10 protein-coding genes and 1 pseudogene are annotated in these 13,185 nt (G+C 70.4%); 4 read left to right on the forward strand and 7 right to left on the reverse strand.

The window, feature by feature from the left end; genetic code table 11:
- Positions 1 to 46 precede the first annotated feature (46 nt).
- The 7 genes and pseudogenes from ACH499_RS14035 to ACH499_RS14065 all read right to left on the reverse strand — a co-directional run bounded on the left by ACH499_RS14035 (position 47) and on the right by ACH499_RS14065 (position 7,098).
- Positions 47 to 1,081, reverse strand: coding sequence for an MCE family protein (locus ACH499_RS14035; RefSeq protein WP_356205160.1), 1,035 nt, complete (start codon positions 1,079 to 1,081; stop codon positions 47 to 49).
- Positions 1,078 to 2,181, reverse strand: coding sequence for an MCE family protein (locus tag ACH499_RS14040; RefSeq protein WP_356205159.1), 1,104 nt, complete (start codon positions 2,179 to 2,181; stop codon positions 1,078 to 1,080). The genes ACH499_RS14035 and ACH499_RS14040 overlap by 4 nt, the downstream gene beginning before the upstream one ends.
- Complete coding sequence (locus ACH499_RS14045) at positions 2,178 to 3,236, reverse strand: MCE family protein (RefSeq protein WP_399015705.1); 1,059 nt, start codon at positions 3,234 to 3,236, stop codon at positions 2,178 to 2,180. The genes ACH499_RS14040 and ACH499_RS14045 overlap by 4 nt, the downstream gene beginning before the upstream one ends.
- Positions 3,233 to 4,495 carry an MCE family protein gene (locus ACH499_RS14050; protein ID WP_399015707.1) on the reverse strand — a complete coding sequence of 421 codons (1,263 nt, stop codon included), beginning with the start codon at positions 4,493 to 4,495 and terminating at the stop codon, positions 3,233 to 3,235. Before ACH499_RS14050 ends, ACH499_RS14045 begins: the two co-directional genes overlap by 4 nt.
- Position 4,496: 1 nt before the next feature.
- The gene (locus tag ACH499_RS14055; RefSeq protein ID WP_356205156.1) at positions 4,497 to 5,303 is read right to left on the reverse strand and encodes an ABC transporter permease; all 807 of its coding nucleotides are present in this window, start codon (positions 5,301 to 5,303) and stop codon (positions 4,497 to 4,499) included.
- 5 nt (positions 5,304 to 5,308) lie between these two features.
- Positions 5,309 to 6,061: pseudogene (locus ACH499_RS14060) on the reverse strand (MlaE family ABC transporter permease); the annotation flags it as partial.
- 8 nt (positions 6,062 to 6,069) lie between these two features.
- The gene (locus tag ACH499_RS14065) at positions 6,070 to 7,098 is read right to left on the reverse strand and encodes an ABC transporter ATP-binding protein (RefSeq protein ID WP_399015709.1); all 1,029 of its coding nucleotides are present in this window, start codon (positions 7,096 to 7,098) and stop codon (positions 6,070 to 6,072) included.
- Positions 7,099 to 7,851: 753 nt separating this feature from the next.
- On the opposite strand from ACH499_RS14065, the gene ACH499_RS14070 reads away from it, so the two are divergent.
- The 4 genes from ACH499_RS14070 (at position 7,852) to ACH499_RS14085 (ending at position 12,593) form a co-directional block, all read left to right on the forward strand.
- Positions 7,852 to 8,484 carry a hypothetical protein gene (locus ACH499_RS14070; RefSeq protein WP_399015711.1) on the forward strand — a complete coding sequence of 211 codons (633 nt, stop codon included), beginning with the start codon at positions 7,852 to 7,854 and terminating at the stop codon, positions 8,482 to 8,484.
- 109 nt (positions 8,485 to 8,593) lie between these two features.
- Positions 8,594 to 10,180 (forward strand): DUF6801 domain-containing protein, encoded by a 1,587-nt coding sequence (locus ACH499_RS14075; RefSeq protein WP_399015713.1) that lies wholly within the window; start codon positions 8,594 to 8,596, stop codon positions 10,178 to 10,180.
- 37 nt (positions 10,181 to 10,217) lie between these two features.
- Positions 10,218 to 11,165: a hypothetical protein gene (locus ACH499_RS14080; protein ID WP_399015715.1), complete on the forward strand. Its 948-nt coding sequence runs from the start codon at positions 10,218 to 10,220 to the stop codon at positions 11,163 to 11,165.
- A 219-nt stretch (positions 11,166 to 11,384) separates the two neighbouring features.
- Positions 11,385 to 12,593 (forward strand): helix-turn-helix domain-containing protein, encoded by a 1,209-nt coding sequence (locus ACH499_RS14085; RefSeq protein ID WP_399015717.1) that lies wholly within the window; start codon positions 11,385 to 11,387, stop codon positions 12,591 to 12,593.
- The last annotated feature ends 592 nt before the right edge of the window (positions 12,594 to 13,185 follow it).

The raw sequence follows: 13,185 nt of genomic DNA on the forward strand, positions 1-13,185 counted from the left end.
GAGTCCACCGGTTCCGACGCTGGTGCGGCGCGTCGCACGACGCGTTTCACTGTTCCCCCTTCCCAGCGCCCGCGGTCGACGAGGTCGCGGTGCCGCCGGTCGCCGGCAGGGGCAGCAGCGGGCCGCCCGTGCTGATCTCGTTGAGGTTGGCGCGGCCGTGGATCCTGCCGGTCCCGGGGTCGTAGGCGCGGACGAAGTTGTCCGCGGCGAGGGGTGCGACGTCCAGGGTCTCGGCGAGCGAAGCGCGCTGACGGACCAGTGTCCGGGTGATGGGGATCAGCCGTTCGACGTTCTTCTTCAGTTCTCCCCGGTTGTCCTCGATGAAGGTCTTCACCTGGCCCAGGGCGGTGCCGAGTTCCTCCAGCGCGCCCGCGAGGTCGTCCTTGTTGTCGGCGAAGTAGCCGACGACGGTGTCCAGTCGCTCCTGTGCGGTGCGGACGTCGGTGTCCTTGTCCTTCAGCATGGTGGTGAAGTCCTGGAGGCTGCTGAGGGTGGCGAAGAGGTCGTCGCTGGAGCCGTCGAGGGTCTTGGCGGCCTTGCCGAACTCCTCGATGCCCTCGCCGATGGCCTCTCCGTTGCCGTCCAGGTTGGCGGCGCCTGTCTTCAGCAGTTCGGACAGGGCGCCGGAGGAGTTGGCGCCGTCCGGTCCGAGTGCCTCGCTGAGGTCGGTGATCGATGCGTAGAGCTGGTCGATCTCGACCGGTGTGCGGTTGCGGGAGGCGGGCAGTACGGCGCCGTCGGGCAGGGCGGGTCCGGAGCGGTAGGCCGGGGTGAGCTGGACGTAGCGGTCGGCGACGATGCTGGGCGCGACCACCAGGGCCCGCGCCGACTTCGGTACGCGCACGCCGTCGTCCAGGGCCAGTTCGACCCGCACGCGGGTGCCCTGGGGGCTGACCGACTCCACCTCACCGACCCGGACGCCGAGGACGCGCAGGTCGGAGCCGGCGTAGATGCCGACGGCTCGGTCGAAGTAGGCGGTGATGCGGGTGCCGGTGGAGTCCAGCGCGCGGACGGTGGCGAGTCCGGCGGCGACCACGGCGAGGGCGATCGCGGCCGAGAGGAGTTTTCTGCGCTTGCTCATCGCTCACCGCTCCCCCGGGCCGCCGCCGGCTGTTTGGGCGGCATGCACGATGTCTTGGGCTGGGACTGGGCGGGCAGGTAGTCGCGGGGCACCACCCCGCACAGATAGCTGTCGAACCAGCGGCCGTTGCCCAGGGTGTTGCCGACCAGGCGGTAGTACGGGCCGACCAGGGCGAGCGTGCGGTCCAGCTGGGAACTGTTCTCCTCCAGGACCGTGGTGACGCGGCCGAGCGCCTTCAGTGTCGGGCCGAGCTGCTTCTCGTTGTCGTCCACGAGGCCGGACAGTTCGGTGCCGAGGTCGCGGCTGCCCTCCAGCAGGGCGGTGATGGCGTCCCGCCGGTCCTGGAGCTCTCCGAGCAGCGGTCCGGCGTCCTCGACGAGGGTCTCGAAGCTGGACTTCTTGTCCTTCAGCGTCTTGGTGAACCGGGCGCTTCCCTTGAGCAGTTCGGCCAGTTCACGGTCACGTCCGGAGACGGAACGTGACAGGTCGGCCAGCCCGGTGGCCGCCTTGCGGACGTGTGGCGGCGACTTCTCGAAGGTCTGCGAGATGGTCTCGAAACTCTCGGCGAGCTGCCGGGTGTCGATGGCGTCGACGGTGGAGCCGAGGTCCTGGAACGCCTGGGTGACGTCGTACGGCGAGGTGGTCCGGGACCGCGGGATGCGGTCGCCGGGGTCCTGTTCCGCGGTGCCGAGGGGGTCGAGGGCGAGGTACTTGTCGCCGAGCAGGGTCTTGATGGCGATGGCTGCGGTGGTCCGGTCGCCGATCCAGGCGTCCTCGACCTCGAAGGTGACCTTCACCCGGTCGCCGTCGAGGGCGACCGCGGTGACCTCACCGACCTTGACGCCGGCCACTCGGACCTCGTCACCCTCGTCCAGACCCGCGGCCTCGGTGAAGTCGGCGCTGTAGGTGGTGCCGCCGCCGGTGACGGAGAGCCGGTCGGCGTTGTAGGCGAAGACGGTGAGCAGGGCCAGCAGGACCAGGCCGACCACGGCCACGGCGATCGGGTTGCGGTCCTTGACCGGCTTCAGGCGCGGGCGGCGGGGGCGGCTCGGCGCGGTGGCGGGAGTGTCGCGGCGTTCCGGCCGCTGCGGCGGGGTCATGCGCCGCACCTCGCTTCGGTGACCGCGATGCCGGTGGGCGGTTTCGCGCCGGTGGAGGTGGTCACGCCGTCCACTCGGGCCTCGCAGAGGTAGAGGTTGAACCAGGAGCCGTAGGAGGACAGGCGGCCGAGGGCCGTCAGCTTGGCGGGGGTCCGTTCGAGGAAGTCCTCGATCTGCGGGGTGGCGTCGCCGAGGTTGCCGGAGAGACGGCCCAGTTCGCGGATGTCCTTCTTCAGGGGCTCGCGTGCTTCTTCGAGGAGGCCGGCGGTCACGGTGGTCAGGTCGCCCATGGCAGCGACCGCCTTGCCCAGGGGCTTGCGGTCGTCCTTGAAGCCGGTGACCAGCTTCTGGAGGGTGTCCACCAGGTCGTCGAAGTCGGCCTCGCGGTCGTTGAGGGTGGTCAGAACGGTGTTGAGATTCTTCACCACCTCTCCGACGACCTTGTCCTTGGCGGCGACGGTCGTACTGAGGGAGCCGATGTGCCGGATGAGGCTGTCGACCGTGCCGCCCTCACCCTGGAGGACCTGCACGATGGACCCGGCGAGTTCGTTGACGTCCTTCGGGGAGAGACCTTCGAAGAGTGGCTTGAAGCCGTTGAAGAGCAGGGTCAGGTCGAGTGCGGGGGTGGTGCGGTCGACCGGGATGGTGTCACCCGCGTCGAGTGTGCCGGTGAGGTCGCCGCTGCCCCGGTCCAGGGCGATGTAGCGCTGCCCGACCATGTTGAGGTACTTCACCGCGGCGGTGGTCGACGCGGGCAGGGTGCGGTCGTCGCGGACAGTGAAGGTCACCTGGGCGGTACGCCGGTCGACGACGCGGACGTCGGTGACCTCTCCGACCTCGACGCCGGAGATCCGCACGCTGTCTCCGTCCGTGACTCCCGTGACGTCGGTGAACATCGCCTTGTAGGAGACGCCGTCGTCGCCGACGCCGGAGCCGGACACGCTGAGCCCGAGCACAGTCGTGGCCAGCGCGGTGACCACCAGGAAGGCCAGGGACTTCAGGAGCGGGCCGGTCAGCGGGCGGCGTCGCGTGGGGGCGGTGCTCCGGTTCGTCATCGCAGGGTCACCTCCGTGCCGCGCAGGGCCGGTCCCGCGAGGAGGCTGCTCCACTCGGGAAGGTCGGCGGGGGCCTTGCCGGTGGCGGGTGCGAGGAGTTCGTTGACGAGGTCGTTCTCCTGCGGAGAGTTGGCCGGCCCAAGGTCCTGTCCGGCCGCCCCGGGTACCTGTGCGGCGGGCTTCGCGCTGACTCCGAGGTACGGCACGGGATAGCAGCGGGGGCCGCCGCCTGCGCCGTAGGCCGGGGTGTCGCGGCCCGGCCGGTAGGCGCCGCGGGAGGGCACGGTGGTGACGGCGACGCGCAGGCCGGGCCGGCCGGTGTCCTTGCCGAGGGCCTTGTCCATGGCCGGGACGAAGTCAGCGAGGGTGCGCAGGGTGCAGGGGAAGGCGGAGGAGTACTCGGCGAGGAGTTCCAGCGTGGGGCGGGAGGTGGCGGAGAGCCGGATGATGGTGTCCTTGTTCTGCCGCAGGAAGGCGGTCATGTCCTCGGCCGTCCTGGTGGTGGCGCCGAGGGTGCCGGCCAGCTCGCTCTCCTTCTCCGCCAGGGTGCCGCTGGTGGTGGTGAAGTCGGTGAGGGCCGTGATGATGTCGGGAGCGGTGTCGGCGTAGACATGGCTGACCTTCACCAGCTCCTTCAGGTCGCGGTTGAGGGTGGGGAGTTGGGGGTTGAACTTCTTGAGGTGGGAGTCGAGGAGGCTGAGGGTGTCGCCGAGCCGGTCGCCGCGTCCCTCCAGCGCCCGGGAGACGGCGGACAGGGTGGCGGAGAGCTTCTGCGGCTGGACGGCGGTGAGCATGGGCAGTACGTCGTCCAGCACCCGCTGGAGTTCGACGGCGCTGGTGGAGCGGTCCTGCGGGATGACGGCCCCGGCTTGCAGCGGGCGGGAGGACGGCGACGCCGGCGGCACGAGGGCGACGAACCGTTCGCCGAACAGGGTGGTCGGCAGCATCTGGGCGCGCACGTCGGCCGGTATGTCGTCGAGGGCTCCGGGCCGCAGGGCGAGGGTCAGCCGGGCACCGTCCTCGGTGGCGTCGATCTCGCGGACCTCGCCGACGACGACGCCGCGCAGCTTCACCTCGGCACCCCGGTGCATCTCGTTCCCGACGCTGCCGGTCTCCACGACCACCGGGTCGGAGTCGGTGAACCGCTTGTCGTAGGCGGCGACCGCGAGCCACACCAGCAGGGCGGGGGCCACCAGGAAGACGACTCCGGCGAGCCGGCGGCGCACGGTCGCGCCTCGTGCGGTGAGCGTTGCGGTCATGTCAGCCCGCCACCTTCACGGTCGTGGTGGCGCCCCACAGGGCCAGCGACAGAAAGAAGTCGGTGACGCTGATCAGCACGATGGCGTTGCGCACCGACCGGCCGACGGCCACGCCGACGCCGGCCGGGCCGCCTGAGGCGCGGTAGCCGTAGTAGCAGTGGGCGACGATCACCATCACGCTGAAGATGAGCACCTTCAGGACGGAGAGCAGCACGTCCGTAGGCGAGAGGAAGAGGTTGAAGTAGTGGTCGTACGTCCCTCGGGACTGGCCGTTGAAGAGGACCGTGACGTACCGGGAGGCGAGGTAGGAGGAGAGCAGCCCGATCGCGTAGAGGGGGACGATGGCGACGACGCCGGCGATGATGCGGGTGGTGACCAGGTAGGGCAGGGAGCGGATGCCCATGCCCTCGAGGGCGTCGACCTCCTCGTTGATGCGCATGGCCCCGAGCTGGGCGGTGAAGCCGGCGCCGACGGTGGCGGAGAGGGCCAGGCCGGCGACCAGCGGGGCGATCTCGCGGGTGTTGAAGTAGGCGGAGACGAACCCGGTGAAGGCGGCGGTGCCGATCTGGTCGAGGGCCGCGTATCCCTGGAGTCCCACGACGGTTCCCGTGAAGAGGGTCATCGCGATCATCACGCCGATGGTGCCGCCGACGACCCCGAGGCCGCCGGTTCCGAAGGCGACCTCGGCGAGGAGCCGCTGCACCTCTCGGAGGTAGCGGTGCAGGGTGCGCGGGATCCAGAACAGCGAGCGCGCGTAGAACAGCAGTTGGTCGCCGGAGCGGTCGAGCCAGACGAGCGGGGAGGCCATGGACCTCAGCCTCCCTTCGGCGGGACGAGTTGGAGGTAGACGCCCGTCATCACCATGTTGACGAAGAAGAGCAGCAGGAAGGTGATGACGACGGACTGGTTGACGGCGTCGCCGACGCCCTTGGGGCCTCCTCGCGGGTTCAGGCCCCGGTAGGCGGCCACGACGCCCGCGATGAACCCGAAGACGAGGGCCTTGAGTTCGCTGATGTAGAGGTCGGGCAGCTGGGCGAGGGCAGAGAAGCTGGAGAGGTAGGCGCCGGGGGTGCCGTCCTGGAGGAAGACGTTGAAGGCGTATCCGCCGAGGATGCCGACCACGGAGACGAGGCCGTTGAGCAGGACCGCGACGCCCATGGTGGCCAGGACGCGGGGCACCACGAGGCGTTGGACGGGTGAGACGCCCATGACCTCCATGGCGTCCAGCTCCTCGCGGATGGTGCGCGAGCCGAGGTCGGCGCAGATCGCGGAGCCCGCCGCGCCTGCGATCAGCAGAGCGACGATCAGCGGGCCGGCCTGCTGCACGACGGCCAGCACACTGGCGCCGCCGGTGAAGGACTGCGCGCCGAGTTGCTGGGTGAGCGAGCCGACCTGGAGGGCGATGACGGCACCGAACGGGATGGAGACCAGGGCCGCGGGCAGGATCGTGACGCCGGCGATGAACCAGAACTGCTCGACGAACTCCCGGAACTGGAAGGGACGTCGGAAGATCGCACGGGCCACCTCGGCGGCGAGCGCGAAGAGCAGACCGGTCTGACGGAGGGCCCCGCCGATCATGTTCCGCTCCCGGTGGCCGGCATCGGGAGCGTCGGACTGGAAGTGGCGCCGGGCGCGTCGCCGGCGGCGTACGTACGCTCGATGGCGGTGCGGGCGGCGGGCGGCAGCCGGTCGAGCATGCCGAGGACCCTCTCCCGGCGCCGGGTGACGGCGCGGCGCGGCGGAAGGCCCGGGGACGGCTCCAGTTGCGGAACGATCTCGCGCGGACCGTCGGCGTCCGCCGCGCGCGATTCCGCGGCCTCGGCGGCGAGGGTGGCGGCGTCCTTCTCCTCCGACATCCCGATCGGGCCCGCCCGGCGACCTGCCAGGAACTGCGCCACGACCGGTTCCTCGCTGGTGAGGAGCACCTCGCGCGGGCCGAAGGTGACCAGTTCGCGCCGGAAGAGCATGCCCATGTTGTCGGGGACCGTGGCGGCGATGTCGAGGTTGTGGGTGACGATGAGCATCGTCGCGTCGATCTGCGCGTTCAGGTCGATCAGCAGCTGGGAGAGGTAGGCGGTGCGCACGGGGTCGAGCCCGGAGTCGGGTTCGTCGCACAGGATGATCTCGGGGTCGAGGACGAGCGCGCGGGCGAGACCGGCCCGCTTGCGCATGCCGCCGCTGATCTCCCCCGGCAGTTTGCCCTCGGCGCCCAGGAGTCCGACGACCTCGATCCGCTCCATGACGATGCGCCGGATCTCCGCCTCCTTCTTCCTGGTGTGCTCACGCAGGGGAAAGGCGATGTTGTCGAAGAGGGACATGGAACCGAAAAGAGCGCCGTCCTGGAACATGAGCCCGAACTTCTTCCGGGTTTCGTAAATGTCCCGTTCCGGACTGTTCACCATGTCGATGCCGTCGATGAGGACACGACCGCGCTCCGGTTTCAGCAATCCGATGAGCGACTTGAGAAACACGGTCTTTCCGGTTCCGGACGGCCCCAGCATGACGCTGACCTCTCCGGCCGGCAGGGTGAGGCTCACGTCCTGCCAGATCTTCTGTCTGCCGAAGGACTTGGTGAGGCCTTCGACCACCACTTCGATTCCCATATCACCTCCAAAGAGGGTGCGGCCGGTGTGCGCGACGCACACGCCGGCCGGTGCGTGGTGCGCCGACAACGGGCCGGCCCTGCGGTCCGCGCCGCCCTTCCGTTGTTTTGTCACCGCTGTTTTGTCACCGCGCAGACACATCACGCCGTGGGCCTGTCTTCTTCGTGCGAGGCAGGGTCGCGCGGTTCCCGGGGGGACGGGTTCCGTGCGGCCCTGCCGACGGATGTCCGCCCCCGAAGGGAGGGCAGGGCCGGAAAGTCATCCGTCGCGCCTCCTCGGCATGGGGGGCACCCACCAGGGGATCAGCGCCGTGACCGGCACGCTACGGCCGAGTAACCAGGGGAGGCAAGAGAAGGGTTCGACTTTCCCTGAGGAATCGGTTGGCCCCACTCGACTTTGTCAGCGCGATAACAAAGCCACCCCTTCCTCTTGTCACTCGATGAGCAAATCGGGCCTTGCTGGAGGCCGGCCGTAATCCCCACGCCTGCACGGTGGGTCCCACGCCGATCCGCGACACGACGCCTTCCTTAGCAGCGGATGACTAAGCCGGACTCCGGACTGCTCACCTGGGGAACAGGTATTGACACTTCTCAAAGAATCATGGTCCGCAGGCATTGTTCGCCTAAGTTTCCCGCAAGTAACGTCATGGCTCGCGGTCGATAATTACCGGGCCGCGGACCGCCCGTTCTCCCACCTCACGAATACGGGCGCGATCCATCTCTGCCGGTCAATCCGCAAGGGAGTCCCCAGCTCATGAAGAAGCCCCTGACGAGAATCGCCGTCGTGGCGGGCGCGGGCGTCGCCGCTCTCACCATGGCCGTCGCCCCCGCCTCGGCCGTCCCGTCCACGGTCTGGACCGTCAACCCGTCGCCGGCCAACTTCTCGGCGATCAACAGCGGCAACATCGTGCTGACCGCCAACATCCCGATGACGTGCACGACGTCCAGCGCCTCGGGCACGATGGGCAGCACCACCGGCAACCCCGCGACGGTGGCCACCATCAACGCCATCAACTTCGGCACCAGCACGTCGCCGTGCACCAGCGTCCTGGGCAACGTCACGACCGTGGCGACCACCCCCTGGACCGTCGTCGCCCAGGACTACACCGCCTCCACCGGTGTGACCAAGGGCTACATCGGCAACGTCAAGGCGAAGGTGACCGCCGGCGCCTGCGTGTTCAACGTGCAGGGCAAGGCCACCGCCACCTACACCAACTCCACCGGCATCCTCGCGGTCACCAGCGTCAGCGGGGACCTGGCCGTCACCTCGGCCTCCGGCTGCGGCACGGTGGTCACCACCGCCACCAAGCCCACCTTCAAGGGCAACTACGCGGTCAAGGTCTCGGGGACCAGCACCATCCCGACGATCGTCGGCAGCAACCCGTAAGCAGGGCATGGCCCGCCGCCCGGCCGGGGACCCCGGCCGGGCGTGCGGGCGCCCGCACGCCCGGCCGGCCGGCCATGCGGACCGTGGAACGACCCGAGCGGAGAGACAGATGACAAGGCCCCGTACCGCCGTCCGAGGGACGGCCCGCCGCCGCGTCCGGAGCGCGGCGATCGCCGCGTTCGTCGTGCTGGCGGCCACCGTGCCGGCCGCGGCCGGGGCCGCCGGCACGCAGGAGGTCGACGTCGCGCTGCCCTACGTGTGCCTGTTCCCCTCCGGGGAGCAGTCCGCGACGGTACGGGTCTCGGCGGGCCTTCCCGAGCGGGTGGCGACCGGTGAGCCGATCGAAACCGGGGACGTGACCGCGACCGTCGAACTGCCGGAGCCGGCGGTGGCGGACCTCGCCGCGCTCGGTGCGGCGGACGTACGGGCCGCGACCCGGCTCGAGGTCGGTATCGCACAGGGCGAGGCCACCGCCGAGGCGACCTGGCGCGGCGAGACGGAGCCCACTGCCCTGCCCGGGACGGGACCGCTGACGCTGACCGCGACGGGGGACGTCCCCTCGGTGACCGGGCAGAGCGCCGGCGAACTGACCATGACCGCCGGTGACTTCAGCCTGGACCTGTCCCTGACCGCGGCGGACGGCAACCCGACGGACCCCGCCGCCGTGACCGTCGACTGTGCCCGCGGCGAAGCGGCCCCGGACGGGGGGCGGCTGGCCGCCGTCCGGGTCGGGACGGACGGCGGCACCGACGCCCCGACCGGTGCCCCGTCCGGCACGCCTTCTCCCTCCGACACCTCGGGGCGGCAACCGGACGAAGACACGCAGGGGAACTCGGCCGACCGGCAGGGCGAGCGCGCGCCGAAGGTCACCGAATCCGCACCGGAAGGCTCCGCCGGCGAGCGTGCCGCACCGACCTGCAAGTACGACGAGAAGTACCCGGCCGGGCCGATGTCGCTGAACGCGTACATCACCGGCTACGCCAACGTGAACAAGCTCGACGGGGCCGCTCTGGTCCCGCCGTTCTGCACCCTCATCACCCAGGGCGAGCCGCAGTTCGAGTTCTTCCCGGACTTCAGCGGCGCGACCATCACCCAGCACTCCACCGCGGACCTCTACTACCAGCAGCGCAAGCAGACCCCGCCCTTCCGGGCGACCTTCCTGACATTCGACTTCACCCCCACGACGGCCACGATGGTGCTGGAGCAGACCGGGCCGATGACCATCGACTCGCACGGCACCACCGACTTCTTGTTCACCAGCACCGACACCTACGTCCGGGCACCGGTCGTGCTCCGGGTGACCTCCCTCGAGGTCAACGGCACCCCGCTGAACGTGGGAAAGAACTGCCGGACGAGGACCTCCCTCACGTCCCCGGAACCGGATCCGAAGAAGTTCCCCGGCGACCACCTGGTCCTGCACGGCAGAGGGGAACAGACCACCGGCCAGCCGGCCACGGGCTACCTGCTGCTGTCCGGCGGTCCGCTGACCGGCGAGGTCACCGTCCCCGCCTTCACGGGCTGCTCCACCGCGAGCGGCGAGAACCTCGACCGCCTGCTCACCGCCTCGGTCTCCGGCCCCGGCAACTACGTCAAGCAGATCCAGGGCCAGGCGTGCTTCGTCTCGGCCGACGTGCTCAACCCCGACGAGTGCACGGAGGACGCCCAGCCCCGCAAGATACCCGTAGCCGAACGCTGATCCCCTCCCCTCGCTCCCCGACCCGGAAGGCAACACGATGCGGTTCTCTCTCGGCGCCAGAGTCGCCACCACCGCCACCGCCCTCGGCACCGCGCTCGGCGCGTTCGCTTCCATGGGCACCGCCACCGCGGCGGCCGCCGTACCGAACGGCGAGTGGGCCCCCTTCACCCGCTGCCCCGTGGACGCCCCGGCGATGCTGGCCGCCGACGGCCTGACCCGCACCCCGCAGTGCGTGGTCTCCAGCTCGCCGAGCGGCTCCATCAAGCTGGGCAAGACCACCGTGACCACGGGCAGGACCAACCTCCAGATCGGGGTCGTGCAGAACTCCGACGGGACCAGCTCGGTCGTGGCCCCGGCCGGCGGCGCCCTCGTCGCCGACTCCGCGACCGTCCCCGGCGGACTGCTGGGACTGATGTGCCCGAGCAACATCCCCGTGGTCACGGCCATCTGCGAACAGCTCGACGACAGCTCCCTCAACAAAATCACGGCAACGGTGGAGTCCGTCGGCACCCCGTACGCCTTCGACCAGACCGCCGGCATCCTCACCGACCAGCCGATCGTGGCCATTCCGGTCCGCATCCACCTGGAGAACCCGTTCCTCGGCAGCAAGTGCTACATCGGCACAGCGGACAACCCCGTCGTGCTGCGTCCGGAGAACCGGCAGTTCCCGGAGTTCGGCATGTCGTTCTTCCGGGGCGACGGCACGGCCGCCGACGACGGCGAGATGAGCCGCATCAGCCTCACCGGGGCCACCCAGAACGACAGCACCTTCACCGTGCCGGGCGCCGGCGGATGCGGGCTGGGCCTGTTCGGCCTGATCGACGCGGCGGTCAACGCCAAGACCGGGCTGCCGTCCGCCTCCGGGAACAACAGCCTGACGCTCAACGACACCAGGACCTACCTCGCCGGCCTGAACGCCCCTGGCACCTTCGCCCCCGACGCCGGCAAGCGCCTGTCGCAGAACTGGCACTCCGCCGTCGACTAATGGCCGTCGGACGGCGATTCTCGGCCGTCCCGGCGGTGTCGTCACGTCGCTCGCCACCGAAATGTGCACGGACTGTGTACGTCCCACAGAAGATGACCTAGCTTCACCTTCAGCAGCCCAGACACACGGCACATCACGTCCGGTCGTGTGCCCCTTCTGTGAAGGACCGGGGCCCACGGCCGGTGCACCGTGGGCCCCGGAAAGCGAGGGACGGCACTCATGCCTTCAACTACACGACCGTCTGAAGTCGGTGAACCGCTGGAGCCCCTCCCCAAGGAGTTCGCCGCCTTCATGAGACCCGAGTTACCGGGCCTCCTGAAGGAGATCGGCGCGGAGGTGACCCGGGCCTACCCGGTGTACGGGAAGCTGCTCAACGGCCCCAACGCCGCCGCCGTCCGACAGGGCGTCGAGCAGGCGCTCTACGCCTTCGTGGACCGCGTCGCCGACCCCGGCAAGAACGCCGTGCTCCGTGACGAACTGCTGCGCAAGTTCGGTCGCGTGGAAGCCTACGAGGGCCGCGAACTCGACACCCTCCAGGGCGCCTACCGGCTCGGTGCCCGCATCGCGTTGCGCCGTGCCAAGGCCCTGGGACGTCAGTACCGGCTCTCCCCCACGGTGATCCTCGCCTTCGCCGACGCCCTGTTCGCCTACGTCGAGGAACTGGAGCGGATCTCCCGCGAGGGCTACGTGGAGGTGCAGTCACGGGCCTTCTCCGAGGTGCCGGCGCAGCGCAGACGGCTACTCCACCTCATCCTCGCCGCTCCCCCGCTGCCCCAGGCGCTGAACGGACTCTGCGAGGCCGCCGCCTGGCGCCTGCCCGCCGACGTCACCATGGTCGCCCTGCGCTCCCCGCTCCCCGAGCACCTGGAGGCGGGACTGGCCGACGACGTGCTCTTCGACCTGGACGTCCCCCAGCCGCACCTGCTGGTACCCGGGGCCCTCACCCCGGAGCGGCAGGCGATGCTCGACGCGGCCCTGGCCGGATCCCATGCCGTGGTGGGGCTGACCGTGCCGCCGGCCCAGGCGGCCGACTCGATCCGCTGGGCCCGCCGTGTGCTGCAACTCATCGACGAGGGCGTGGTGGCCGACGCTCCCGTGGTGCGCTGCGAGGATCACCTGGTGACGCTGTGGCTGCTGACGGACCCGTCCCTGATGAACCACCTCGCGGCCAGGGAGTTGGCCGCCCTCGACGCGCTGCCGGCCGGCCGTCGCGACCGGCTGGTCGAGACCCTGCGGGTGCACGTCTCGACGCGGGCGCCGGCGGAGCAGGTCGGCGAGATGCTGGGCGTGCACGCGCAGACGGTCCGCTACCGTCTGCGGAACCTGGACGCCCTGCTGGGCGACCGCCTCACCGATCCCGACCGCCGCTTCGCCCTGGAGGCCTCGTTGCGCGCCCTGCACCTGTCCTCCCGCGGCAGCGGGGGGTAGGGGCCGGCAGGGGGCACCGGCGTTCACGCGCTGCGGTGGCTGACGTGGGAGTGACGGGTCCTCCGCCTGCGCGGTGGTCGGCCAGGGGCAGTCGTCGCACAGGGACCACACCCCTCACGTACGCCCCTCCGCGCGCACACCCACACGCGGTCCTCGCCGGGCCTCCGTTCAGTCGGCGACCGGCGCGGGAGCCGGCCTCCACGAGGACCTTCTCGCCCGGCTCGACCTGCGCCCGGCGAAAGAGCGGGAGTGCCGTGCGACCGTCGGCGAGCAGGGCGACCGCGTCCTCGACGGCGGGGCCGGCCGGAACCGGTACCACCTCGTCGGCCCGGGCGAGAGCGCGTTCGGCGTAGCCGCCCTGGCCGCCGGTCGTGGTGACCACGACCGTGCCGGTCAGGGCGGGGTCCACGTCGGGGCGACGGCGACGACGCGACCGACCACACCGTTGCCCGGCACGCGGGAGAGCTCGGGGCGGCCGAGGGGTCCGTCACCTGAGCGCACCTGGGTCGCGACGAAGGTGACGCTTGCTGCCGTCGGAGGCGCAGCAGCCCACAGATCGTCTTCCGCGTCCACGACCAGAGCCGGATCCGTC

It is taken from the genome of Streptomyces sp. NPDC018947 (assembly GCF_044390505.1).
Taxonomy (GTDB): Bacteria; Actinomycetota; Actinomycetes; order Streptomycetales; family Streptomycetaceae; genus Streptomyces.